The sequence below is a fragment of the Streptomyces sp. NPDC051315 genome, assembly GCF_044455165.1.
In the GTDB taxonomy this organism is placed as follows: domain Bacteria; phylum Actinomycetota; class Actinomycetes; order Streptomycetales; family Streptomycetaceae; genus Streptomyces.
In genome coordinates, this window is sequence record NZ_JBITEN010000003.1 from 565448 (window position 1) to 590011 (window position 24564).

Consider the following 24564-nt stretch of genomic DNA (forward strand, 5'->3'; position numbering starts at 1 on the left):
GCGATCAGGGATGACGGGGCGACGGAACGTCGGGGGCGATCAGGGATGACGGGGCGACGGAACGTCGGGGGCGATCAGGGATGACGGGGCGACGGGGCGAGGGCGGCCGTACGGCGACGGGCCGCCGACAGCCCGCCCGCGACGAGGGCCGCGGCCAGGCCCAGCACGCCCACCGCACCCGCGAGGCTGCCGACCCACGCCTCCACGGCGAGCAGCACCAGCGGACAGACGAACTCACCGCCGAAGAAGGCCGCCATCCACAGCCCCGTGCCCCGGCCGCGGTCCTCGAAGGACAGCCGGGACATGGCGCTGGTGAGGAGGGCGGGCAGCAGCATGCCCGTTCCCAGGCAGTTGATCACCGCTCCGACGACGAGCAGCGGCGCGTTGCCGGCCAGGAACATCACCCCGAAACCGGCCGCGCAGACCGCGAGGACGGCGGGCAGCATCGGGTCGGGAGAGCGCTTCAGCCGGGCGAAGGTGACCGATCCGCCCACCGTGGCGGCGCTCGCGACGGCGGTGGCCAGACCGATCACACGGGAGTCCTCCACCCCGAGGTCGTCGAGCAGGTACGCCATCTCCACCGGGACCGCGTAGAAGACCATCGCCCCGAAGAAGGTGAGGGCACAGATGCCCGCCATCCGCCGCCAGGGGAACGGACGCCGGGCCGTGTCCCCGGTCTCGGCGGGAGTGACCGTCGTGGCCCCGTCGGCGGCGGTCCGGGCCGCGGGCCGGGGCAGGGCGGTGGCCATCAGCGGGGCGAGCACCAGACTCACGGCGTAGACCCAGAAGGGCAAGCGCCAGCCGGCCGAGCCGACGACGCCGCCGAGCACGAAGAAGGCGGTGGCCGACGCGGAGGAGCACATGGTCTGCAGGGCGAGGTACTTCACCCGCCGGTGACCGGAGTAGTAGTCGGCGATCAGTGTCGTGCAGCACGTCATGATCGCGGCCTCGGTGACACCGACCAGGGCGCGGCTGGCGATGATCCCGCCCAGGGAGTCGAGGTAGAGCGGGGCCGTGCCGAACACGGAGTACAGCAGGGTCGCCACGATCATCAGCCGCTTGCGCCCCAGCCGGTCGACGATCACCCCGGCGAACGGGGCCAGCAGCGCCAAGGAGAGCGCCGGCACGGTCAGCGCGAGGGGGACCAGCGCCTCGGCGCCCGGAGCCGACACGAAGTGGTCCTGCATCTTCGGCAGCACCGGGGCGATCAGCACCGCGCCCAGGATCGGCAGACAGCTGCCCGCCATCAGCAGGGTCACGCGCAGCAGATGGGCGGGGCCCGAGACGGCCACGGGGGAGGGCGCGGCGTCGTCCACCGCGAGAGGAGACGGTGGCGGGGCGGAACCGGGCATGGCGACTCCAGGTGACGGTGACGGGAGCGGGGCATGCCTTTCACGGGCACCGACGGCGCACGGCATGCTGGGGGTGACCGCACGTGGGCGGCTGGTCCGGTCAGCGGCGTGCGGGTACGGACGACTATGGGTCGTCCGGCGCCCGGTCGCCATCCTCCGAGTGATCCGAATCCCGTATCCGGGTCATCCACGCCGTGGATGCCCCTTCTCTCCCCCCGCTTCTCCTGCGGCCGATGAGTTTCCGGCTGCCGGCCGGTCCCCATGGTGAGAACGAAAACCCCGGAGGCGATCATGTTCGGTACGACGAAGGCGTACAGCGGCTTCTCGGTGGACGACATCGACGCGGCCAGGAAGTTCTACGGCGAGACGCTCGGACTCAGCGTGTCCGAGCAGAACGGACTGCTGACCCTGCACATCGCGGGTGACCGGGACATCCTGGTCTACCCCAAGCCCGACCACACCCCGGCCACGTACACGATCCTCAACTTCCCCGTCGACGACATCGAAGCGGCGGTGGACGAGCTGAGCAGCAGGGGAGTGCGATTCGAGCGGTACGACCACCTCGAGGCGGACGAGAAGGGCATCTTCCGCGGCGGCGGCCCGCTGATCGCGTGGTTCACCGATCCCGCGGGGAACGTGCTGTCGGTCCTCCAGGAACCCGCGTAAGGAGGAGGTGCGCCGTCGTGCGTCGGTGTCGTCACGCAGTCGCACGCTCGGCAGTGGAGGTAGGCGCCGCGCGCGCCTGGCCTCCTGTTTGGACCTCGCGGTTTGGCCCTCGGGCATGACAGAGGCCACATAGGAACGTTCCTATGTGGCCTCTGACCAGCGTCGGGGTGGCGGGATTTGAACCCACGACCTCTTCGTCCCGAACGAAGCGCGCTGCCAAGCTGCGCTACACCCCGATGTCGCTGCTCGTCGCGGCGACGTCGTTTACTTTAGCCCACCGGTGGCTAGAGACGAAATCCGGTTTTGGCGCGGTGGCGGATCGGGCTGGGGCGGGCGTGGTCGAGGGCGACCAGGACGATTGCCAGGGCGTAGAAGGACAGGCCCAGCAGGAGGGCGTTGGCGAGGGTGTCCTTGTAGCCGTGGGCGGCTGCGTCCAGGAAGGGGTAGAGGTAGCGGCCGGGGGTGTCCGGGGTGATCACTTCCGCGCGGAGCAGGGAGAAGGCCAGGTAGGCCAGGGGGTACAGCAGCCACGGTGCCGCCTGGCGCAGTCGCAGGCGGCCGGGGGGTGTCAGCAGCAGCCAGTCCAGGACGGCGGCCACCGGTGTGACCGTGTGCAGCAGGTGGCCCGCGACGGCGTGCCAGCCCGTCGGAGCGCCGGCCGTGCCCGTCACGGAGAACGGTCGGGCCGCGTCCGCGAGGAGCAGCTGGTGCACCAGGCCGGTGATCACGACGTAGAGCAGGGCCGCCCCGGTCCAGGCGGTGGGGACGGGGCGGCGACCCGTCCAGACGCGGCGGGCCGACAGTGCGGTCACGAGGGCCAGCAGGATGCTGCTCTGGACCGCGAAGTGGCTCAGTATGCGCAGGGGGCTGCCGAGCAGCAGCGCCAGCGTGACGCCCGCCGCCGCCGTGGCGGCGATCAGCAGACGGAGCACCCCGGCGAGGGGGCGGCGCACGGGGGGTACCACCGCCGAGGCGGGGACGAAGGAGGGAAGCAGCCTATGGGTCCGCGGGATCGCCGGCAGGTCCGGGAGGTCCCTGGGTATCGGGGCGGTCATGCCCTCACGCTAGGCAGGGGGGACAAACAGGGCCATGCGGGCGCGCCCGTCCGGGGGACCCTGTCCGGGAGGGGCTGGCCTGGAGGCCTGTCCTCCCGGCCCGCCACTTCCGACCTGCCTGGATTCCGCGACAGCGGTTCCTCGAGCCCCGGACCGCCAGTCCCCGGCCTCAGCGCCTGCCCGCTGGCCGTCTTCGTCGCCATCCCGCTCGCCGGACCCGCCAACCCCAGCCCCGCCGGCCACGACGGACCTGCCGGTCTCACTCCGCCAGCTCCGCCCCGCCAGCCGCGCCAGTCCCGTCGGCCTCAGCTCGCCGACCGCGCCCCGCGAGCCCCTGGCCTAACCCCCGCCTCCCCTACTCCCTCCCCACCAACGTCAGCAACGTGGCCTCCGGCGGGCAGGCGAACCGTACCGGGGTGTACCGGTTCGTCCCGCAGCCTGCCGACACGTGGAGGTACGCCGTACGGCCCTCCGCCGTGTGCGTGGACAGGCCCTTCACGCGGTCCGTGTCCAGGTCGCAGTTGGTGACCAGGGCGCCGTAGAAGGGGATGCACAGCTGGCCGCCGTGGGTGTGGCCGGCGAGGATCAGGGGGTAGTCGTCCGCCGTGAACGCGTCCAGCGTGCGCAGGTACGGCGCGTGGACCACGCCCATCGAGAAGTCCGCCGAGCGGGAGGGACCGCCGGCCACCCGCGCGTACCGGTCCCGCTTGATGTGCGGGTCGTCCAGGCCCGTGAGCTCCACGGACACGCCCTCGACCTTCAGCGTGCCGCGCGTGTTCGTCAGGTTGAGCCAGCCGGCCGCGTCGAAGGAGTCCCGCAGGTCCTCCCACGGGTTGTGGACCACGCCGACCGCGGGCGGGTTGCCGTTCAGGCCGTGGCGGCCCTGGGCCTTCTCCAGCAGGTAGCGGGCGGGGTTGCGCAGCTTCGGGCCGTAGTAGTCGTTGGAGCCGAAGACGTACGCGCCGGGGAACTCCATCAGCGGGCCGAGCGCGTCGAGGACCTCCGGGACGCCCTCCGGGTCGGAGAGGTTGTCCCCCGTGTTGATCACGAAGTCCGGGCGCAGGCCGGCCAGTGAGCGCAGCCAGCGCTGCTTCTTGCGCTGGCCGCTGACCATGTGGATGTCGGAGACCTGCAACACGCGCAGGGGACGCATCCCGGCGGGGAGGACGGGGACCGTCACCCGTCGGAGGCGGAAGGAGCGGGCCTCGAAGCCCGCCGAGTACAACAGACCGGCGGCACCAACCGCCGCGATTCCTACGGGTACTCCGTATCGCGCGCGCATACGTCCATCGTGTCAGACCCACCGCCCCTTAAATGAACGGGCGTCGAACTGTCCGTACCTGCGACAATCAAACCCATGACCACGCTCAAGTCGAAGCTGCAGGAAGACCTCAACGCCGCGATCAAGGAGCGCGACGAGCTCCGCTCCTCGACGCTCCGGCTGACGCTCGCCGCGATCACCAAGGAGGAGGTCGCGGGCAAGGAGAAGCGCGAGCTCTCCGACGACGAGGTGCAGAAGGTGATCACCCGTGAGGCGAAGAAGCGGCGTGAGGCGGCCGACGCCTTCGCGCAGGGTGGTCGCGCCGAGTCCGCCGAGCGGGAGAAGGCGGAGGGTGAGGTGCTTGCCGCGTACCTGCCCAAGCAGCTCAGCGACGACGAGCTGAACGACATCGTCGCCCAGGCCGTCGAGGAGGCGAAGGCGGCCGGTGCGGAGGGGCCGCGGGCCATGGGCGCCGTCATGAAGATCGTGAACCCGAAGGTGGCCGGCCAGGCCGAGGGCGGCCGGGTCGCCGCCGCGGTCAAGAAGCTCCTCGCCGGCTGACCCGGCCGGCCCCGCTGTCAGGGCGAACGGCCCCGGTCCGGCCTGTCCGGCAGGGCGAGCGGACGCGCGTCGCCCTCAAGACCACGGCCCCCGCCTTCCCTACGGAAGGCGGGGGCCGTTCGTCGTCTCCTACCGGGGCTCAGGGCCCGGGCTCAGCCACGCCCTCCGTTGCCGTTCCCGTTGCCCCCGCTGTTGGTCTGGCCCTGGAACAGGTTGTCCGGGAGGGTGATGCCGCCGGTGCTGCCGTCCGTCGTGCCGCCGTCGATCAGGCCGCTGATGAAGCCCTCGTCGCCGTTGCCGTCGTCGTTGTTGCCGCCGTTGCCGTTGCCGTTGCCGTTGCCGTTGCCGTTGCCGTTGCCCCCGTTGTCACCGTTGCCGCGGCCCTTGTCGCTGCTCGGGATGTCGACGAGGTTGAAGGACGGGGCCTCCTTGCCCTCGAGGGCGCCGGTCATGGCGTCCCGCCAGATGGGGCCGGGGGTGTCGCCGCCGTAGACCTGGGCGTGGTAGACGCCGCCGATGGTGATGTTGGTCATCTTGACCTTCTGGGTGGCGCTGCCGACCCAGACGGCGCCCGAGAGGTTCGGGGTGTAGCCGACGAACCAGGCGTTCCTGCGCTCGTCCGTCGTACCCGTCTTGCCGGCGTTCGCGCGGCCGCCGGACAGACCGGCCTGCTGGCCCGTACCGGAGTCGACCACACCGCTCAGCAGCGTGTTGATGCTGTCCGCGGTCTTCTCGCTCATCGCGCGTGAGCAGGTCGACTTAGGGACCTCCAGCGACTTCTTCTGGTCGTTCACGGTCTGGGCGATCGACTCGATGGCGATCGGCGTGCAGTACATGCCGCGGCTGGCGAAGGCGGCGTACGCGCTCGCCATCGTCAGCGGCGAGAGGCCGGTCGAACCGAGGGTCATGGACGACGGCACCTCGGGGACCTTGTCGCCGTTGCCCTGGACGACGCCGAGGGCGTCGGTCATCTTCACCACGGGGCACATGCCGATGTCGGCGAGCATCTGCACGAAGTAGGTGTTGACCGACAGCTCCATCGCCTTCCGGAGCTCGTACGGCCCCTTCTCGGACTCGCTCTCGTTCTCCAGCCGGTACTTCGGAGTGCCGTCGTTGACCCACGGCTTGCCGCTGCACGTCTGGACCGTGTCCGGGTACTGCATCTCGTACGGCGCCGGGTAGGACTGGTTCACCGGCCGGCCCTCCTCCAGGGCGGCCGCGGCCACGAACGGCTTGAACGTCGAACCGGTCGGGAAGCCGAAGTTCGAGCCGCCCATCGCCGCGTTGACCGAGTAGTTGTACTCGGTCTCGTTCTTGCCGTAGCCGTACGGCTTCGACTGGCCCATCGCGAGGATCTTGCCGGTGCCGGGCTCGACGAGGGTGGCGGCCGCGGCGACCTTGTCCGACTTGTAGACGTGGTCCTTCAGCGAGTCCTGGACGGACTGCTGGGCCTGCGGGTCGAGCGTCGTCCGGATGGTGAGGCCGCCCTGGTTCCAGACCTTGGCGCGCTCCTCCTTGGTCTTGCCGAAGACCGGGTCGCTGAGGAAGACCCGCTCGACGTACTTGCAGAAGAAGCTGGCGCCCTGCACGGCCGTGATGCAGCCGTTCTTCGGCTGGGTGACCTTCAGGCCCAGCGAGGCCTTCTTCGCCTGGTCGGCCTCGGCCTGCGAGATGTCGCCGACCTCGGCCATGCGCTCCAGCACGACGTTACGGCGCTTGGTGGCCTCCGCCTCGTCGTTGACCGGGTCGTAGCGGCTGGGCGACTGGACGATGCCGGCCAGCAGGGCCGCCTCGGGCAGCGTCAGGTCCTTGGCGTGCTTGGAGAAGTACCGCTGGGAGGCGGCCTCGACGCCGTAGGCCTGCTGGCCGAAGAACGTGATGTTCAGGTAGTTCTCGAGGATCTTCTTCTTGCCGAGCTCCTCCTCGACCTGGATCGCGTACTTCAGTTCGCGGATCTTGCGGCCGAGGGTCTGCTGGGTGGCCTGCGCGACCTTCGTCGGGTCGTCGCCGGCCTCCTCGACGAAGACGTTCTTCACGTACTGCTGGGTGAGCGTGGACGCGCCCTGGGAGACACCGCCGCTCTGCGCGTTCTTGTTGAGCGCGCGCAGGATGCCCTTCAGGTCCACCGCGCCGTGCTGGTAGAAGCGCGAGTCCTCGATCGCGACGATCGCCTTCTGCATGTACGGCGAGATGTTCTTGAGGTCGACGACCGTGCGGTCACGGGAGTAGACCGTGGCGATCTGCTTGCCCTTGGCGTCGAGGATCGTGGTGCGCTGGCTCAGTGGTGGCGTCTTGAGGTTGGCCGGTAGTTCGTCGAAGGACTCCACCGACCCCTTGGCGACCAGGCCCAGCGCGCCGAACGCGGGCAGGGCGATGCCGGCCAGCACGGCTCCCGAGAGCACACTGACACCGAGGAACTTGGCGGCCTGCTGCGTCGCTGTGAGACCACCGCCCGAGCGCTTCTTTGGCATGAGGGCAGCCTACGTTCTCATTCGCCGGACACGCGTATATGCCTTGGCCTAAGCTGCTCTCAACTGTCACAGCAGCAGGGCTACGTATCAATACGTCCGGCGACCCCGAATCGTTCCGGAGGTTCCTCACTTTTTTGGTGGGGGCGTGTCCGTATCCGCCTTGTGTGTCATCCGGCGTCCGTTGTGACCCAAGAGAACTGTCCCTTTTCGTCGGGATAGTCGTGCATGTCGCAGGCTCACTCCCCCGGGTGATCTGCCGCTTACGCATAGTCCGTTCGGGCCATTCAAGATTGGGCCCGAAGGGGGTGTTGCGCTGTGCCCACCTTCCGTAACGTCCTCAACTGGCGGCGGTGAATATGCCGCTGCCGCCGTGGGGGAGCCTCGATTCGGGAGAGGACGGCGCCGGTATGGGCTGGGTAACCGACTGGAGTGCGCAGGCTGCCTGCCGCACTACCGATCCGGATGAACTGTTCGTTCAGGGAGCAGCGCAGAACAGGGCCAAGGCGGTGTGCACCGGATGCCCGGTACGCACCGAATGTCTGGCTGACGCGCTCGACAACCGCGTCGAGTTCGGCGTGTGGGGAGGCATGACGGAGCGCGAGCGCCGCGCACTGCTGCGCAGGCGGCCGACCGTCACCTCGTGGCGCCGGCTGCTGGAGACGGCGCGCTCGGAGTACGAGCGCGGGGCGGGCATCGTGCCGCTCGACGACGACCAGGTGTACGAGAACTACGCGGCGGTGAGCTGAGGGGACCCCTCGGCTCCGGGCTCAGCTGTCGGACGACCTCCGGGTCCGGTTGCCGGGCACGCCCGGGCCTTGCCTGTCGGGCACGCCTCAGCTCAAGCTGTCGGGCACCCCTCGGCTCTTCCCGGCGGGTACGCCTCAGCTCGGGCTGTCGGGCAGCTCCGGCCGGTTGGCCGCGAGCCGGTCGCCGATGTCCCGCAACCCCGCGAGGTCGTGTACGTCGCCGGGCAGTGCGGCCACTTCGGTGACCGCCACCTCGGGATGAAGCGCGGTGAAGCGGTCCCGCGTGCGCTGCTCGCGGGAGAGCAGGTGCATACGGTCCGCGTGCAGCCTCAACAGGCCCGCGGTGAGCCGATCGGCGCTCTGATCCGTGCCGGGATCAGTGCCGCGATCTGGGCTCTTGTGGGTGCCTGAGGAGGCGGACTCGGGACCGGACGCGGGAGGAGCTGCGGGAGATTCTGAACTGCCGTACGTGTCGGGAGAGTTACGAAGTCCAGCTTTCCCGCCGTCCTGATCCACAATGCGGCGCTCTTCAAGATTTTCGGCGGCGGCGAGCGCCCGCTCGGCGGACAGCTGGGCGGCGCCGCTGCCATGGACCCGGTTGAGCACCAGACCGGCCAGCGGCATGTCCTCGGCGGCCAGCCGCTCCACGAAGTACGCGGCCTCCCGCAGCGCGTCCCGCTCGGGGGCCGCCACCACCAGGAACGCCGTCCCGGGCGCCTGGAGCAGCTTGTACGTCGCGTCCGCACGCGTGCGGAAACCACCGAACGTCGTGTCCATGGCGGCCACGAAGGTCTGGACGTCCTTGAGCAGCTGACCGCCGAGCAGCTTGCCGAGGGTGCCGGTCATCATCGACATCCCGACGTTCAGGAACTTCATCCCGGCGCGGCCGCCCAGCTTCGCCGGGGCCGTCAGCAGCCGGATCAGCCGTCCGTCGAGGAACGACCCGAGCCGCTTGGGCGCGTCCAGGAAGTCCAGCGCGGAACGGGACGGCGGCGTGTCGACGACGATCAGGTCCCACTCGTCCCTCGCCCGCAGCTGCCCCAGCTTCTCCATCGCCATGTACTCCTGCGTGCCCGCGAAGCCCGCCGAGAGCGACTGGTAGAAGGGGTTGCCCAGGATCGCGGCCGCCCGGTCACCGTCCGCGTGCGCCTCGACGATCTCGTCGAAGGTGCGCTTCATGTCCAGCATCATGGCGTGCAGTTCACCGTCCCCCTCGACCCCCTTCACCCGGCGCGGGGTGTTGTCGAGAGAGTCGATGCCCATGGACTGCGCGAGCCGGCGCGCCGGGTCGATGGTGAGGACGACCACCTTGCGACCGCGCTCCGCCGCCCGCAGACCCAGCGCGGCGGCGGTCGTCGTCTTGCCGACCCCGCCCGAGCCGCAGCACACCACGATCCGGGTGGCCGGATCGTCGAGCAGGGGATCGATGTCCAGTACGCGCGCGGAGGACAGGCCGTGTCGGGTGCTCCCCCGGTCGTGAGTCTGGTCCGGACTCATGACATCCCCTGCTTCCGCAGCTCGGTGGCGAGTTCGTACAGGCCCGCGAGGTCCAGGCCCTCGGCGAGCAACGGCAGTTCGTGCAGCGGCAGGCCCAGCTCGGCCAGGACGGACCGCTGCTCGTGCTCCAGCGCGTACCGCTCGGCGTACTCCTCGGCCTGTTCCAGCAGCGGGTCCACCAGCCGCTCGGCGTGCCCGCCACGCCGCGCCCCGCCGAGCCCCGCGGCGGACAGGGACCGCGCGACAGAGGAACGCCCGACCGCCCGCATGAGTTCCAGTCCGTCCCCGTCCAGCACCTCGGGACGGACCATGTTGACGACGATCCGGCCCACCGGCAGCTTGGCCGCTCGCAGTTCGGCGATGCCGTCCGCGGTCTCCTGGACGGGCATCTCCTCCAGCAGGGTCACCAGGTGCACGGCCGTCTCCGAGGACTTCAGCACCCGCATCACGGCCTGAGCCTGATTGTGTATGGGGCCGATCTTGGCGAGTCCCGCGACCTCGTCGTTGACGTTCAGGAAGCGGGTGACGCGGCCCGTGGGCGGGGCGTCCATGACGACGTAGTCGTAGACGAACCGCCCGTTCCTGTCCTTGCGGCGCACCGCCTCGCACGCCTTGCCGGTGAGGAGCACGTCCCTGAGGCCGGGCGCGATGGTGGTGGCGAAGTCGATCGCGCCGAGCTTTCTCAGAGCCCGGCCCGCGCCGCCCAGCTTGTAGAACATCTGGAGGTAGTCCAGAAGGGCCAGTTCGGGGTCGATGGCCAGTGCGTACACCTCCCCGCCCCCGGGAGCGACGGCGATCTTGCGCTCCTCATAAGGAAGCGCTTCCGTCTCGAAGAGCTGCGCGATGCCCTGCCGACCCTCGACCTCGACGAGAAGCGTCCGCTTCCCCTCCGTCGCGAGGGCCAGCGCGAGTGCGGCGGCGACCGTCGTCTTTCCGGTCCCGCCCTTGCCGCTGACGACCTGGAGCCTGCTCACGTCTTCGAGCGTAACCAGTCGGCGCCCGAGCCAATCGGGAGGCTGTGGACAACGGGGCGGACGGGCCCCCGTCACGCGGGCCGTAATCGGCCACATGGCCTGCGACGGACCCCGCCGTCCACAGCGGATACAGTCGGCCCATGACCAAGTGGGAATACGCAACCGTGCCGCTGCTCGTCCACGCCACGAAGCAGATTCTGGACACCTGGGGCGAGGACGGCTGGGAGCTCGTCCAGGTCGTCCCCGGGCCGAACAACCCCGAGCAGCTCGTGGCCTACCTGAAGCGGGAGAAGGCGTGAGCGCCGTCGAGGCGAGGCTGGCCGAGCTGGGCCTGACCCTGCCGGCGGTGGTGCCTCCGCTGGCGGCCTACCAGCCCGCCGTGCAGTCCGGGCCGTACGTGTACACGGCCGGCCAGCTGCCCATGGTGGACGGCAAGCTGCCGGTCACCGGCAAGGTCGGCGCGGAGGTCACGCCCGAGGAGGCCAAGGACCTCGCCCGCACCTGCGCGTTGAACGCGCTGGCCGCCGTCAAGTCGGTCGCGGGCGACCTGGACCGCATCGCGCGCGTGGTGAAGGTCGTCGGCTTCGTCGCCTCGGCCTCCGACTTCACCGGCCAGCCCGCCGTCCTCAACGGCGCGAGCGAACTCCTGGGTGAGGTCCTCGGCGACAAGGGCGTGCACGCGCGCAGCGCGGTGGGCGTTGCGGTACTGCCCCTGGACGCGCCGGTCGAGGTGGAGATCCAGGTCGAGCTGGCGTAGTCGGTTCGGCCCGAGGACGGGCGGCCGGCGCCCCACCGGCGCCTCACCGGCTCCGGGCCGGGACCGCGGGCGCGCGGCTGCCGCAGCCGGGCGCTCCCGGGCCGACGGACAGGGCCTTGCGTGCGGCTGGCGGACGGCCGTAGGGGCTCACCACGGCCGCCTACGGGGCCGGCAACGGCCGTACGGGCCGACAAACGGCCGGTACGGGCTGACAGGGGCTGGAAGAGGCTGACACGGGCCGTACGGGCCGATAGCCGTAGACGCTGGAATTACCTGTACGCGGCGATACACGGCGCCCTCGGCGGCGTGGCCGCCCCGGCGGGCGGTGCCCGAGAGCGGGTCGTCCTCCCGGTGCCCGCGCCTGCCGCGCCCCCTCGCCACAGGCACCTCTCGAACAATCGCGCATCGCGGGATAGCCTCCGGCCATGGCGAATGGGCAGTGGTTTCCAGCGGACTGGCCGGACCGTATCCGCGCGCTCGCGGACGGCACGCTCGAGCCGGTCGCCCCGAAACGCGCGGCCACCGTCATGCTCCTGAAGGACGCCGAGGGCGGTCCCGTCGTCCACATGCTGCGCAGACGTGCCTCCATGGCCTTCGCCGGAGGCGCGTACGCCTACCCGGGCGGCGGCGTCGACCCACGGGACGACGACCGGCACGTGCGCTGGGCCGGGCCCACGCGCGCGTGGTGGGCCGAGCGACTCGGTGTGGACGAGGCGGAGGCCCAGGCGATCGTCTGCGCGGCCGTACGGGAGACCTACGAGGAGGCGGGCGTCCTGCTGGCCGGGCCGACCCCCGCGTCCGTCGTCGGGGACACCACCGGCGCCGACTGGGAGGCCGACCGGGCCGCCCTGGTCGCCCGGGAGACGTCCTTCGCGGAGTTCCTCGGCCGGCGGGGACTGGTCCTGCGCTCCGACCTCCTGGGCGCCTGGACGCGCTGGATCACCCCGGAGTTCGAGCCCCGCCGCTACGACACCTGGTTCTTCGTCGCCGCGCTTCCCGAGGGCCAGCGCACCCGCAACGCCTCCACAGAGGCCGACCGCACGGTGTGGATCCGCCCCGTGGACGCGGCGGACGCCTACGACAGGGGCGAGCTGCTGATGATGCCGCCCACCATCGCGACCCTGCGCCAGCTGGTCCCCTGCGCCACCGCCGCCGAGGCCCTGGCCGCCGCTCCCGCGCGCGACCTCACGCCCGTCCTGGCGCGGGCGCGCCTCGTGGACGGCGAGGTCGAGCTGTCCTGGCCGGGCCACGACGAGTTCACCAAGCACATCCCCACAGGTGGAGCCCCGGCATGACGGACGCAGCAGCCCTTCCCGGCCAGCCCCGCGGCGGGGTCCTCTCCGGTCCCGCGACCGCCCGCGCGGTCAACGTGCTCGCGCCCAACGCCTCCGCGATGACCCTGGACGGCACGAACACCTGGATCGTCTCCGAGCCCGACTCCGAGCAGGCCGTCGTCATCGACCCCGGCCCGTTGGACGACGGCCACCTGCGCGCGGTCCTGCGCGCCGCCGAGGAGGCCGGCAAACGCGTCACCCTGACCCTGCTGACGCACGGCCACCCCGACCACGCCGAGGGCGCCGCCCGCTTCGCCGAGCTGACCGGCACCAAGGTGCGCGCCCTGGACCCGGCGTTGCGGCTGGGCGACGAGGGCCTGTCCGCCGGGAACGTGATCACCGTCGGCGGCCTGGAGCTGCGGGTCGTCCCCACCCCCGGCCACACCGCCGACTCGCTCTGCTTCCACCTCCCGGCCGACCGGGCGGTGCTGACCGGGGACACGATCCTCGGCCGCGGTACGACGGTCGTGGCGCACCCCGACGGCCGCCTGGGCGATTACCTGGACTCCTTGCGGCGGCTGAGGTCCCTCACGGTCGACGACGGCGTCCACACGGTCCTCCCGGGCCACGGTCCCGTCCTGGACGACGCCCAGGGCGCCGTCGAGTTCTACCTCGCCCACCGCGCCCACCGCCTCGCCCAGGTCGAGACGGCCGTCGAGAACGGACTGCGCACCCCCGCCGAGGTCGTCGCCCATGTCTACGCCGACGTGGACCGCTCCTTGTGGCCGGCGGCGGAACTGTCCGTGCGGGCCCAGATGGAATACCTGGAGGAGCACGGGCTCATCTAGCCGGCCCGCTCGGCTCGGGACGGGCCGGTACGGGCTCGGAGGGCCTGGGAGGGGCGGCTACGGGCTAGGACGGCCGGGGAGCTTTCACGCCGTGCACGCGCGCGTACTCCTCGGCGAGCCACGGCCCGAGGTCGTCGACGTACGAGCGCAGGACGGCCGCGTCGCCGGTCGGCTCACAGCCACGTACGGCGGCCGCCCGCACCTGCTCCGCGCGCGCGGGGTAGTACGCGGCGAACGCCTCCGCCATCGCGTGCAGTTCGCTGGTCCAGCCGTTCCAGCGGGGCATGACGAGAGTGAAGGCGGTGCGCACGAGGTGCCGGGACACGAAGCGGACCAGGGGGCGCCGGGCCTCGTCGGTGTCCTCGGCGTCGGCGACACGGGTCCGCCAACGGGGGAGGAGCAGGGCGAGGTCGCCGTTGGTCTCCCGCGCGAGCAGGGAGTCCGGCCGGTAGCGGGGCAGGTGCTCGGCGAGGTCCTCCCCGACCAGCGGGGTGCACAGGCACGCCACGAACCACCCCAGGTCGTGCCTCTCCAGGCCGCTCAGCAGCCGCTCCCGGCCGTAGAGCAGCGTGCCGACCCCGTCGATCTGCGGGAACTCCCCGTCGAGCGCCACCCCCAGCGCACGGGCGTCGGCCCGGTCCGCCTCCGTGGGCTCCTCCCTGAGGGCGACCAGCAGATCCAGGTCGCTGCGTCCCACGCGCGCGGTGCCGCGCGGCACCGACCCGTAGAGGTACGCGCTGTGCAGCCGCGCGCCGAAGACCTCGGGGAGCCGGTCCCGGGCCGCCGCGACCACGGGGCGGAAAACGGGCGGCACGCGCGCGAGGGAGCCCTCGCGGACGATGAATCCCTGGGAGTCGAGGCCTCGCTGACGCACCGTGTCGCTCATGGGACCACTGTGCCGCACGGGCGGCGTCCTGGCGGTCGGTTTCCGGGGCCGGCCGGGGCGGGCCGGGGCGGGCCGGGAAGCAGCCTCCCCCGGCGTCCGGGGACGAGTCCGTTCGGGCCGAGACGCGGGTCCCAGGTGGTACTGAGGACGAGCCCGTCCGGGCTGAGCCGGCAGTCCGGCGCGGAGGTTCCCGGGAGCCGACGGGCAGGGGGACGGGGCCCCGCCTGTCAGCAAGAGGGGCCCCGGGGCGTCGTACCGCCTGGACCGGCGTCAGCGCGAGCGCTTCGCCAGCCGCTCCACGTCCAGCAGGATGACCGCCCGCGCCTCCAGGCGCAGCCATCCGCGCTGGGCGAAGTCGGCGAGCGCCTTGTTGACCGTCTCGCGCGAGGCGCCGACGAGCTGCGCCAGCTCCTCCTGCGTGAGGTCGTGGACGACGTGGATGCCCTCCTCGGACTGCACGCCGAAGCGGCGGGAGAGGTCCAGCAGGGCACGCGCGACGCGGCCGGGAACGTCCGAGAAGACGAGGTCGGACATGGCGTCGTTGGTCTTGCGCAGGCGCCGGGCGACGGCGCGCAGGAGCGCGGCGGCCACCTCCGGGCGGGCGTTCAGCCAGGGCTGGAGGTCGCCGTGGCCGAGGCCGAGCAGCTTGACCTCGGTCAGCGCGGTCGCCGTGGCCGTACGCGGGCCCGGGTCGAACAGCGACAGCTCACCGATGAGCTCGCCGGGGCCGACCACGGCCAGCATGTTCTCGCGGCCGTCCGGGGACGTGCGGTGGAGCTTGACCTTGCCCTCGGTGACGACGTAGAGCCGGTCGCCCGGGTCGCCCTCGTGGAACAGGGAGTCGCCACGGGCGAGGGTCACCTCACTCATGGAGGCGCGGAGCTCCGCGGCCTGCTCGTCGTCGAGAGCCGCGAAGAGCGGGTTGCGCCGCAGAACATCGTCCACGAGTTCTCTCCTTGTCGACCTGCTCAGGGGATCTTGCTCCCCCGTGTGCCAGGGGACCGTGTTCCCCATTTTGCCGGACGGTCCAAACAGTGTGATCTGTCACAAGGATGCCGCACAGGTGTCCTGAGGTAAGCGGCAGGGGTCCAATCGGGGGCCGATCCCGACGGTCCGGGACGGATGGCGGTGGGTGGCTTTAGGCTGGCCGGGTGTCCAAAACGCCGGTGAGAACACAGGCCGAGGGAGCTGGGCGGGTGGTGGTACGTCGTGATTCCGCCGTGGGCGAACAGGGCTTGGGTGAGGGTGAGCAGACAGCCAGGAAGACGGCAAAGGTGACGAAGAAGGCACCCGGGAAGGACGCGGCCGCGACCGCGTCCGGCCAGCCCCGGAGGACGACCGCGGTCAGGAAGGCCGAGTCCCGTACCGCTCTGGTGCGCCGCGCGCGCCGGATCAACCGCGAGCTCGCCGAGGTCTATCCCTACGCCCACCCCGAACTGGACTTCGAGAACCCCTTCCAACTGGTGGTCGCCACGGTCCTGTCCGCCCAGACCACCGACCTCAGGGTGAACCAGACGACGCCCGCGCTCTTCGCGAAGTACCCCACCCCCGAGGACCTCGCCGCCGCCGACCCGGAGGAGGTCGAGGAGATCCTCCGGCCCTGCGGTTTCTTCCGGGCCAAGACCAGGTCGGTGACAGGGCTGTCGAAGGCCCTGGTGGAGAGGTTCGGCGGCGAGGTCCCCGGGAAGCTGGAGGACCTGGTCACACTGCCCGGCGTCGGCCGCAAGACCGCCTTCGTGGTGCTGGGCAACGCGTTCGGCCGGCCCGGGATCACCGTGGACACGCACTTCCAACGGCTCGTACGGCGCTGGCAGTGGACCGAGGAGACCGATCCCGACAAGATCGAGGCCGCGGTCGGCGCGCTCTTCCCCAAGAGCGACTGGACGGACCTCTCCCACCACGTCATCTGGCACGGCCGCCGCATCTGCCACGCCCGCAAGCCCGCCTGCGGCGCCTGCCCCATCGCCCCGCTCTGCCCGGCGTACGGCGAGGGCGAGACGGACCCGGAGAAGGCGCAGAAGCTCCTGAAGTACGAGAAGGGCGGCTTCCCGGGCCAGCGACTGAACCCCCCGCAGGCCTACCTGGACGCAGGCGGCAGGCCGGCTCCGCCGCTGGGGGCCACCGGGTGACGGGAGGGCGGACGGCGAAACCGTCCCTCGGTCCCCGGCCCACTCGCACGGCGAACACCGTCCTCGGTCTCCGGCCGGCCCGCTCGGTGAGCACCGCCGTCGGTTCCCGGCCGGCTCGCACGGAGAACTCCGTCCCTGCCCCCCGGCCGGCACCCACGGCGGTGCCGCCCCTCAACGCCCGGCCCCGCCCGTCCCGGCGTCGGGGCGCCGCGTGGAACGATCTACCGGACCTCGGGCGTTGTACTCGGCAGGACGGGGGGTGGTGTGGCGGTGGCACGGGTGAGTAACGCGAGTGACACGCAGGGCGGTTCGGTGACACTCAGCAAGGAGGGGCTGCCGGGCTGGCTGGAGCCGGTCGTGCAGGCCGTGGAGACGGTGAAGCCGGTGCAGCTGAGCCGCTTCCTGCCCCCGGAGGACGGCGCGGGGCGGCAGTCGGCCGTGCTGATCCTCTTCGGGGAGGGCGAGCGCGGCCCGGAGCTGCTGCTGATGGAGCGGGCCAGCTCCCTGCGCTCGCACGCGGGGCAGCCCTCCTTCCCGGGCGGCGCCCTCGACCCGGAGGACGGAGATCCGCACGGCGACGGGCCGCTCAGGGCGGCCCTGCGCGAGGCGGAGGAGGAGACCGGCCTCGACCCCTCCGGCGTCCAGCTCTTCGGCGTGCTGCCCAAGCTGTACATCCCGGTCAGCGGCTTCGTCGTGACCCCCGTGCTCGGCTGGTGGCGCGTACCCAGCCCGGTCGGCGTGGTCGACCCGAACGAGACCGCCCGCGTCTTCACGGTCCCCGTGGCGGATCTCACGGACCCCGGGAACCGAGCCATGGCCGTCCACCCCAGAGGACACACCGGCCCGGCATTCCTCGTCGAGTCCGCGCTCGTATGGGGTTTCACCGCCGGCCTCATCGACCGCCTGCTGCACTTCGCGGGGTGGGAGCGCCCCTGGGACCGCGAGAAGCAGGTCCCGCTCGACTGGCGGTCATGACAGGGTGTCCTTCGTGCTGTGTCTGACGGGGGCAGCCCCCGGACCCCCGGCCGACCTGCCCCGGCCGGGAAAGAAAGAGGCGAGGCCTGAACGGTGAACGTGCTGGACATCCTGTTGCTGGTCGCGGCCGTCTGGTTCGCGGTGGTGGGTTACCGCCAGGGCTTCGTCGTCGGCATCCTGTCGGTGATCGGCTTCCTGGGCGGCGGCCTCGTCGCCGTCTACCTGCTGCCCGTGATCTGGGACGCGCTGACCGACAACTCCGAGGTGAGTACGACGGCCGCCGTCGTCGCGGTGATCGTCGTGATCGTCTGCGCCTCCGTCGGCCAGGCCCTGACCACCCACCTGGGCAACAAGCTGCGCCGGCACATCACCTGGTCCCCGGCCCGCGCGCTGGACGCGACCGGCGGCGCCCTCGTCAACGTCGTCGCCATGCTGCTCGTGGCGTGGCTGATCGGCTCCGCCCTCGCCGGCACCACCCTGCCCACGCTGGGCAAGGAGGTCCGTAACTCCAGGGTGCTGCACGGGGTGTCCCGGGCGCTGCCCGACCAGGCCGACACCTGGTTCGCCGACTTCTCCTCCGTACTCGCGCAGAACGGCTTCCCGCAGGTCTTCAGCCCCTTCGCCAACGAGCCGATCACCGACGTCCGGCCGCCCGACCCGGCCCTCGCGGGCAGTGCGGTGGCGACCCGCGCGCAGCGCTCCATCGTCAAGGTCATGGGCACCGCGGAGAGCTGCGGCAAGGTCCTGGAGGGCACGGGCTTCGTCTTCGACGAGCGCCGCGTCATGACCAACGCGCACGTCGTGGGAGGCGTCGACGAGCCCACCGTCCAGATAGGCGGGGAAGGCCGCAAGTACGACGCCACCGTCGTGCTGTACGACTGGAAGCGCGACATCGCCGTCCTCGACGTACCGGATCTGGACGCGCCCGTCCTGCAGTTCACCACCGGGGACGCGGAGAGCGGCGACAGCGCGATCGTCGCCGGCTTCCCGGAGAACGGGGCGTACGACGTGCGCGCCGCGCGGGTGCGCGGGCGCATCACGGCCAACGGCCCTGACATCTACCACCGCGGCACCGTCCGCCGTGACGTCTACTCGCTGTACGCGACCGTCCGCCAGGGCAACTCCGGCGGCCCGCTGCTCACGCCCGACGGCAAGGTGTACGGCGTGGTCTTCGCGAAGTCCCTCGACGACGCCGACACCGGTTACGCGCTCACCGCGGACGAGATCCGGCAGGACATCGCCCAGGGACGCACCGCGAACCAGGAAGTGGACAGCGACAACTGCGCGCTGTAGCGCGGCGGGAGTGCCGCGGTGGGGACGTGGTCAGCCGCGCGGGTGACGCAGGCGCACCGAGACCCAGCGGGCCCGGCGGCGCAGGATGCGCGGAATGCCCACCCGGAGGTCGCTGCCCTCTTGCGGGGCGGTACCTCGTTGGTGGGAGCTCAAGCCGGAGGCCGAGCGGCGATTGCGTGGTGCGTCACTGTAGTCGTGCGTCCAGCCCATACCGGGACGTGTGCCCCCGCCCCAAGGTCGATAACCGCCCGGGGGGCCGCCAATTGGCCTATGCGCGGGGCAATTGGCTGTTCGTAGTACAGGTGTTCAGGGGTCGGATACCGGGCGCGATGGCCCGGTCACCGATCGGGTTCCGGATCCTTCAGCCAGTTGACCAGTTCGGTGGAGAACGCGACCGGATCCTCCTCGTGCGGGAAATGGCCGAGACCGTCGAACAGCCGCCAGCGGTACGGCGCTTCGACGTACTCCCCGGAGCCGGCCGCGCTGCGGGTGCGCATCACCGGATCGAGGGAGCCGTGCAGATGCAGCGTCGGCACGCGCACGGGCCGCTTCATGCGCCGGTAGAACTGGATGCCGTCCGGCCGCGCCATCGACCGCACCAGCCACCGGTACGGCTCCACCGAGCAGTGCGCGGTGGACGGGATGCACATCGCGCGCCGGTACGTCTCCAGCGCCCCGTCCTCCGGAAGCCGGGGCCCGGACCACTCCCGGATCAGCCGGCCCACCAGCTCCCCGTCGTCGGCGGTCAGCTGCCGTTCCGGGATCCACGGCCGCTGGAACCCCCAGACGTGGGAGCTCGCGGCGGTCTGCCGGACGTCGGCGAGCATCGCCGCGCGCCAGCGCCGGGGGTGTGGCATCGAGGCGACCGCGAGCCGGCGCACGAGCTTGGGGCGCATCACGGCCGCCGTCCACGCCAGGTAGCCGCCCAGGTCGTGGCCGACCAGCGCGGCGTCCGGCTCGCCGAGGGAGCGGATCACGCCGGTGATGTCGAGGGCCAGGTTGGCCGGGTCGTAGCCGCGGGGCGTGCGGTCGCTGCCGCCGACGCCCCGCAGGTCCATGGCGACGGCCCGGAAACCCGCGTCGGCCAGCGCGGCCAGCTGGTGCCGCCACGTCCACCAGAACTGGGGGAAGCCGTGCACCAGCATGACGAGGGGGCCCTCGCCCACCTCGGCGATGTGGAAGCGCGCGCCGTTCGCGGCGACCTCGCGATGGGTCCAGGGGCCCTCCGGCCGGACGACCGAGGTGGGCTGCTCCGAAGGCGTGGCGGGGTCCGTCATGACGATGAGCGTGCCACAGGCTCGATGGCCTGGGGGGCCCGGTCCGGCGCGAGCCCGGTCCGCGGGTGCGGCTTGGCCTTCTGCAGGACGCCCGCCGTCTCCTTCATCGACGCGGCGACCTTCTGCGGTCCCTTGCCCTTCTTCGCCTTCTTCGCGAAAGCGACGCCGATCAGGGCCAGGGCGACCGCGACCAGGACGTTCGCCGCGAAGGAGAGCAGGAAGCAGATCGCCAGGTTCCAGTCGCTCCACGTGCGGATGCCGTACGCGAGTGCGAAGTTCAGCATTGGCAAGGAGAACAGCAGCACCGCGCCGGCCGCCGAGAACGCGCCGCCGCTCGTGGCGCCGCGCTTCACGTCCTGCTTGAGCTGTGCCTTCGCCAGTGCGATCTCGTCGTGCACCAGCGCCGACATCTCGGTCGTCGCCGAGGCGAACAGCTGGCCGATACTGCGTTCGGCGCCGACCGGGCTGCCGTCGGGTGCGCTCATCGCGTTCTCCCTCGTCTCGTACGGTTCCGCCGTCTTCTGCCTGACTGCGTACGGTCCCGTCTTTTGTACCGTCCCGTCAGATCATGCCGGACGGTCGCCCTCCTCGCCCGCCCCGCTCCCCACATCGGCGGCCCGTGGCGGCGCGGCGGCCATCTCCTCGGCGATCCGGCGGTGCTCGGCGGCTTTGCGGTCATGGATCTCGGCCATGCGCAGGTGGTACGCCGGGTTGTGCTCCTCGTAGACGTCCGGGATGCCGTCGAGGTCGTCGTCGCGCTCCTCGGCCTCCGACAGCCGCCGGTACTTGGTGTTGCGCACCTTCAGCAGGATGGTCGCCAGGATCGCCGCGATCAGCGAGCCCGTCAGGACGGCGGCCTTGACCTCGTCGGTCAGGGCCGAGTCGCCCCCGAAGGCCAGTTCCCCGATGAGCAGCGAGACGGTGAAACCGATGCCCGCCAGCGAGGCGACGGCGAAGACGTCCGCCCAGGCGAGGTCGTCGCTCAGCGAGGCGCGGGTGAAGCGGGCGGTCAGCCAGGTCCCGCCGAAGATGCCGACCGTCTTGCCGACGACGAGCCCGAGGACGACACCGAGGGTCTCCGGCTGGGTGAACACGTCGCCCATCGCGCTGCCCGAGATCGCCACACCGGCACTGAACAGGGCGAACAGGGGGACGGCGAGGCCGGCGGAGAGGGGCCGCACGAGGTGTTCGATGTGCCCGCCGGGGGAGTGCTGCTCGCCTTCGCGGGTGGTGCAGCGCAGCATCAGGCCCATGGCGACGCCGGCGATGGTGGCGTGGATGCCGCTGTTGTACATCAGCGCCCAGACGACCAGCGCGAGCGGGACGTACACGTACCAGCCGCGTACGCCCTTCCTCAGGAGCAGCCAGAACACGGCGAGGCCGGCGACCGCGCCGCCGAGTGCGGCGAAGTCGATCGTGTCGGTGAAGAAGACCGCGATGATCAGGATCGCGAACAGGTCGTCAACGACGGCGAGCGTGAGGAGGAAGGCGCGCAGGGCGCTCGGCAGGGAGGTGCCGATGACGGCGAGCACGGCGAGCGCGAAGGCGATGTCGGTGGCGGTGGGCACGGCCCAGCCGCTCATCGAGCCGTCACCGATGAGGTTGGTGAGGGTGTAGACCAGGGCCGGTACGGCCATGCCGCACAGGGCGGCCGCCACGGGCAGGACGGCGGCCCTGGGGTCCCTGAGGTCGCCCGCGACCAGCTCGCGTTTGAGTTCGATGCCGGCGACGAAGAAGAAGACGGCGAGGAGGCCGTCGGCGGCCCAGTGCTCGATCGACAGGTTCAGGCCGAGGGCCTCGGGGCCGAGGTGGTAGTGGCTGACGGTCTCGTAGCTGTGGTGCAGCGCGGGTATGTTCGCCCAGGCCAGCGCGGCTACCGCGGCCAGGAGCAGCAGCACGCCACCGACGGTCTCGGTGCGCAGCGCGTCCGTGATGTAGGTCCGCTCCGGCAGGGACAGGCGTCCGAGAACCTTGCGGGGTGTGGTGGGGCGGGTAGGCGCGGTCATGGGGGAGACCTCCGGTCGGGGGCAGCACGAAGCACATGCCGACCAGACTTCCCGGCGCACCTATTTGGTTAGTTTACCTAAGGTGTGCCAGGAGGGCCCGGCGATCTTCCCAGCAGGCACGAAGAGGGCACCCGGCACACTGGTCACCGGGTGCCCCTCCGGAGCGTTTGCAGTCGGTCCCGGCGGGCTCAGTCCTCGCTCGGCGCAGCCGGCAGCTTCGCCTGGATGAGGTCCATGACCGTCGAGTCCGTCAGCGTGGTCACATCACCGAGCTGGCGGTTCTCCGCGACGTCCCGCAGCAGGCGGCGCATGATCTTGCCGGAGCGGGTCTTCGGCAGCTCGGCCACCGGAAGGATCCGCTTGGGCTTGGCGATCGGGCCGAGGGTGGCCCCGACGTGGTTGCGCAGCTCGTCGACGAGGGTCTCCGTCTCCGCCGCCGTACCGCGCAGGATCACGAAGGCGACGATGGCCTGCCCGGTGGTCTCGTCCGCCGCGCCGACGACGGCCGCCTCGGCGACCGAGGGGTGGGAGACGAGCGCGGACTCGACCTCGGTGGTGGAGATGTTGTGGCCGGAGACGAGCATGACGTCGTCGACCCGGCCCAGCAGCCAGATGTCGCCGTCGTCGTCCTTCTTCGCTCCGTCACCGGCGAAGTACTTGCCCTCGAAGCGCGACCAGTACGTGTCGATGAACCGCTGGTCGTCGCCCCAGATGGTGCGCAGCATCGATGGCCACGGCTCGGTGAGGACGAGGTAGCCGCCTCCGCCGTTCGGCACCTCGTTCGCCTCGTCGTCGACGACGGTCGCGGAGATGCCCGGCAGCGGTGTCTGCGCGGAACCCGGCTTGGCCGCGGTGACGCCCGGCAGCGGGGAGATCATCATCGCGCCGGTCTCGGTCTGCCACCAGGTGTCGACGATGGGTGTGCGGTCCGCGCCGATGTGCTTGCGATACCAGATCCAGGCCTCGGGGTTGATCGGCTCACCCACGGAACCCAGGACGCGCAGGCTGCTGAGGTCGAACTTCGCGGGGATGTCGTCGCCCCACTTCATGAACGTACGGATCGCGGTGGGCGCCGTGTACAGGATGGTCACCCCGTACTTCTGCACGATCTCCCAGAACCGGCCCTGGTGCGGGGTGTCGGGCGTGCCCTCGTACATGACCTGGGTCGCGCCGTTCGCCAGCGGCCCGTAGACGATGTACGAGTGCCCGGTGACCCAGCCGACGTCGGCGGTGCACCAGTAGACGTCGGTCTCCGGCTTGAGGTCGAAGACGGCGTGGTGGGTGTACGCGGCCTGGGTGAGGTAGCCGCCGGAGGTGTGCAGGATGCCCTTCGGCTTCCCCGTCGTACCGGAGGTGTAGAGGATGAACAGCGGGTGCTCGGCCTCGAACGCCTCCGGGGTGTGCTCGGCGGACTGCCGCCCGACGATCTCGTGCCACCACACGTCGCGGCCCTCGGTGAAGGCGACGTCCTGGCCGGTACGGCGGACCACGAGCACGTGCTCGACGTTGTCCACCCGCGCGACCGCGTCGTCGACGGCCGGCTTGAGCGCGGACGGCTTGCCGCGCCGGTAGCCGCCGTCGGCGGTGATGACGACCTTGGCGTCGGCGTCCTGGATGCGGGTCGCCAGCGCGTCCGCCGAGAAGCCGCCGAAGACGACGGAGTGCGCGGCGCCGATACGGGCGCACGCCAGCATCGCGATCGCCGTCTCGGGGATCATCGGCATGTAGACGGCGACCCGGTCGCCCTTGCGCACCCCCAGCTCCAGCAGGGCACCCGCGGCCTTGGAGACCTCGTCCTTGAGCTCGGCGTAGGTGATGGCGCGGCTGTCGCCGGGCTCGCCCTCGAAGTGGATCGCGACCCGGTCGCCGTGCCCGGCCTCGACATGCCGGTCCACGCAGTTGTACGCGACGTTGAGTTCGCCGTCCTTGAACCACTTGGCGAACGGCGGGTTCGACCAGTCCAGCGTCTCCGTCGGCTCCTTGGCCCAGGTCAGCCGGCGGGCCTGCTCGGCCCAGAAGCCGAGCCTGTCAGCCTTGGCCTGTTCGTACGCCTCCGCCGTGACGTTGGCGTTCGCGGCCAGGTCGGCGGGGGGTACGAACCTACGCTCCTCACGAAGCAGGTTGGAAAGGGAGGAAGACTCGCTCACTGTTCCCTCTCCTCCCGCAGCACGTCGGCCAGGCTCTCGTTGCTCACGACATCTCCCTCTCGCAGGGTGTCCGTTGTGTCCCAGGCCACAGCTCATCAGACCCGGGGGGCCGGTGACAAGGGCCGACGGAAAATTGGTTTAGACCTGTTGAGGCAGGTCCGGTGCTCTTCCGTCGGCCGTGGTCACCCGTACCCACGGACGCCGACCGGGCGGAGTTCAGCCTCTGTAACGCCTTTCACATCCCGACGCGAGAACAGGTGACGCGCGCCTACGAGAGATCACCGACCGGAAGCGTCTACGCGGTCGAGGGCAAGCTGTCGCCCTGCGTGCGGGTGAAGCGGTGACCGTGGCTGCGGATCAGTGAGGCGCCGGTGACGGCTCCGGCCTGG

General features: G+C 71.1%; 23 protein-coding genes and 1 tRNA gene. 10 read left to right on the plus strand and 14 right to left on the minus strand.

Annotation, left to right across the window (positions count from 1 at the left end; all coding sequences use genetic code 11):
- Positions 1–74: 74 nt before the first annotated feature.
- Positions 75–1352 carry an MFS transporter gene (locus ACIBBD_RS08940; RefSeq protein ID WP_399418611.1) on the minus strand — a complete coding sequence of 426 codons (1278 nt, stop codon included), beginning with the start codon at positions 1350–1352 and terminating at the stop codon, positions 75–77.
- Positions 1353–1643: 291 nt separating this feature from the next.
- Here ACIBBD_RS08940 and ACIBBD_RS08945 point away from each other — a divergent pair, with 291 nt between their 5' ends.
- Entirely contained in the window at positions 1644–2018 is a 375-nt protein-coding gene (locus tag ACIBBD_RS08945) for a VOC family protein (RefSeq protein ID WP_399418612.1), read from the plus strand.
- 162 nt (positions 2019–2180) lie between these two features.
- Here the strand turns inward: ACIBBD_RS08945 and ACIBBD_RS08950 are convergent.
- From ACIBBD_RS08950 to ACIBBD_RS08960, 3 genes are all read right to left on the minus strand, one after another.
- Positions 2181–2254: transfer RNA gene (locus tag ACIBBD_RS08950), tRNA-Pro, on the minus strand.
- 48 nt (positions 2255–2302) lie between these two features.
- Complete coding sequence (locus tag ACIBBD_RS08955) at positions 2303–3073, minus strand: Pr6Pr family membrane protein (RefSeq protein ID WP_399418613.1); 771 nt, start codon at positions 3071–3073, stop codon at positions 2303–2305.
- A 355-nt stretch (positions 3074–3428) separates the two neighbouring features.
- Positions 3429–4355 (minus strand): metallophosphoesterase, encoded by a 927-nt coding sequence (locus ACIBBD_RS08960; RefSeq protein WP_399418614.1) that lies wholly within the window; start codon positions 4353–4355, stop codon positions 3429–3431.
- Between the two features lie 75 nt (positions 4356–4430).
- On the opposite strand from ACIBBD_RS08960, the gene ACIBBD_RS08965 reads away from it, so the two are divergent.
- A complete protein-coding gene (locus ACIBBD_RS08965; protein ID WP_399418615.1) occupies positions 4431–4895 on the plus strand; it encodes a GatB/YqeY domain-containing protein in 465 nt (154 codons plus the stop codon).
- A 152-nt stretch (positions 4896–5047) separates the two neighbouring features.
- On the opposite strand, the gene ACIBBD_RS08970 is transcribed toward ACIBBD_RS08965, so the two are convergent.
- A complete protein-coding gene (locus ACIBBD_RS08970; RefSeq protein ID WP_399418616.1) occupies positions 5048–7366 on the minus strand; it encodes a transglycosylase domain-containing protein in 2319 nt (772 codons plus the stop codon).
- Positions 7367–7773: 407 nt separating this feature from the next.
- Here ACIBBD_RS08970 and wblA point away from each other — a divergent pair, with 407 nt between their 5' ends.
- Positions 7774–8112 (plus strand): transcriptional regulator WblA, encoded by a 339-nt coding sequence (gene wblA / locus ACIBBD_RS08975; protein ID WP_190046553.1) that lies wholly within the window; start codon positions 7774–7776, stop codon positions 8110–8112.
- A gap of 135 nt (positions 8113–8247) precedes the next feature.
- Here the strand turns inward: wblA and ACIBBD_RS08980 are convergent, their stop codons facing one another.
- Together ACIBBD_RS08980 and ACIBBD_RS08985 are read right to left on the minus strand one after the other, a co-directional pair.
- On the minus strand, positions 8248–9609 hold the full coding sequence (locus ACIBBD_RS08980; protein WP_399418617.1) for an ArsA family ATPase: 1362 nt from the start codon (positions 9607–9609) through the stop codon (positions 8248–8250).
- On the minus strand, positions 9606–10583 hold the full coding sequence (locus ACIBBD_RS08985) for an ArsA family ATPase (protein WP_399418618.1): 978 nt from the start codon (positions 10581–10583) through the stop codon (positions 9606–9608). The genes ACIBBD_RS08980 and ACIBBD_RS08985 overlap by 4 nt, the downstream gene beginning before the upstream one ends.
- Positions 10584–10723: 140 nt before the next feature.
- Between ACIBBD_RS08985 and ACIBBD_RS08990 the strand changes: the two genes are divergently transcribed.
- The 4 genes from ACIBBD_RS08990 to ACIBBD_RS09005 all read left to right on the plus strand — a co-directional run bounded on the left by ACIBBD_RS08990 (position 10724) and on the right by ACIBBD_RS09005 (position 13462).
- Positions 10724–10882 (plus strand): DUF4177 domain-containing protein, encoded by a 159-nt coding sequence (locus ACIBBD_RS08990; protein ID WP_003967454.1) that lies wholly within the window; start codon positions 10724–10726, stop codon positions 10880–10882.
- Positions 10879–11340, plus strand: a complete 462-nt coding sequence (locus ACIBBD_RS08995) for a RidA family protein (protein WP_399418619.1) — start codon at positions 10879–10881, stop codon at positions 11338–11340. Before ACIBBD_RS08990 ends, ACIBBD_RS08995 begins: the two co-directional genes overlap by 4 nt.
- 425 nt (positions 11341–11765) lie before the next feature.
- Positions 11766–12635 (plus strand): NUDIX hydrolase, encoded by an 870-nt coding sequence (locus ACIBBD_RS09000; RefSeq protein WP_399418620.1) that lies wholly within the window; start codon positions 11766–11768, stop codon positions 12633–12635.
- Positions 12632–13462, plus strand: a complete 831-nt coding sequence (locus tag ACIBBD_RS09005) for an MBL fold metallo-hydrolase (RefSeq protein ID WP_399418621.1) — start codon at positions 12632–12634, stop codon at positions 13460–13462. The genes ACIBBD_RS09000 and ACIBBD_RS09005 overlap by 4 nt, the downstream gene beginning before the upstream one ends.
- 64 nt (positions 13463–13526) lie before the next feature.
- On the opposite strand, the gene ACIBBD_RS09010 is transcribed toward ACIBBD_RS09005, so the two are convergent.
- Together ACIBBD_RS09010 and ACIBBD_RS09015 are read right to left on the minus strand one after the other, a co-directional pair.
- Positions 13527–14348 carry a nucleotidyltransferase domain-containing protein gene (locus tag ACIBBD_RS09010; RefSeq protein WP_399418622.1) on the minus strand — a complete coding sequence of 274 codons (822 nt, stop codon included), beginning with the start codon at positions 14346–14348 and terminating at the stop codon, positions 13527–13529.
- Between the two features lie 270 nt (positions 14349–14618).
- A complete protein-coding gene (locus tag ACIBBD_RS09015) occupies positions 14619–15293 on the minus strand; it encodes a Crp/Fnr family transcriptional regulator (RefSeq protein WP_029382547.1) in 675 nt (224 codons plus the stop codon).
- 290 nt (positions 15294–15583) lie between these two features.
- Here ACIBBD_RS09015 and nth point away from each other — a divergent pair, with 290 nt between their 5' ends.
- From nth to ACIBBD_RS09030, 3 genes are all read left to right on the plus strand, one after another.
- A complete protein-coding gene (gene nth, locus ACIBBD_RS09020) occupies positions 15584–16477 on the plus strand; it encodes an endonuclease III (RefSeq protein WP_399418681.1) in 894 nt (297 codons plus the stop codon).
- 279 nt (positions 16478–16756) lie between these two features.
- On the plus strand, positions 16757–17452 hold the full coding sequence (locus ACIBBD_RS09025) for an NUDIX hydrolase (protein WP_399418623.1): 696 nt from the start codon (positions 16757–16759) through the stop codon (positions 17450–17452).
- Positions 17453–17545: 93 nt separating this feature from the next.
- Positions 17546–18745, plus strand: coding sequence for a MarP family serine protease (locus ACIBBD_RS09030; protein WP_399418624.1), 1200 nt, complete (start codon positions 17546–17548; stop codon positions 18743–18745).
- Between the two features lie 30 nt (positions 18746–18775).
- On the opposite strand, the gene ACIBBD_RS09035 is transcribed toward ACIBBD_RS09030, so the two are convergent.
- From ACIBBD_RS09035 to acs, 5 genes are all read right to left on the minus strand, one after another.
- Positions 18776–18955: a hypothetical protein gene (locus ACIBBD_RS09035; RefSeq protein ID WP_399418625.1), complete on the minus strand. Its 180-nt coding sequence runs from the start codon at positions 18953–18955 to the stop codon at positions 18776–18778.
- Positions 18956–19083: 128 nt separating this feature from the next.
- A complete protein-coding gene (locus ACIBBD_RS09040; RefSeq protein ID WP_399418626.1) occupies positions 19084–20022 on the minus strand; it encodes an alpha/beta fold hydrolase in 939 nt (312 codons plus the stop codon).
- The gene (locus ACIBBD_RS09045; RefSeq protein ID WP_399418627.1) at positions 20019–20507 is read right to left on the minus strand and encodes a phage holin family protein; all 489 of its coding nucleotides are present in this window, start codon (positions 20505–20507) and stop codon (positions 20019–20021) included. The genes ACIBBD_RS09040 and ACIBBD_RS09045 overlap by 4 nt, the downstream gene beginning before the upstream one ends.
- An 81-nt stretch (positions 20508–20588) precedes the next feature.
- The gene (gene nhaA / locus ACIBBD_RS09050) at positions 20589–22028 is read right to left on the minus strand and encodes a Na+/H+ antiporter NhaA (RefSeq protein WP_399418628.1); all 1440 of its coding nucleotides are present in this window, start codon (positions 22026–22028) and stop codon (positions 20589–20591) included.
- 188 nt (positions 22029–22216) lie between these two features.
- Positions 22217–24175, minus strand: coding sequence for an acetate--CoA ligase (acs, locus tag ACIBBD_RS09055; RefSeq protein WP_399418629.1), 1959 nt, complete (start codon positions 24173–24175; stop codon positions 22217–22219).
- Positions 24176–24564 lie beyond the last annotated feature (389 nt).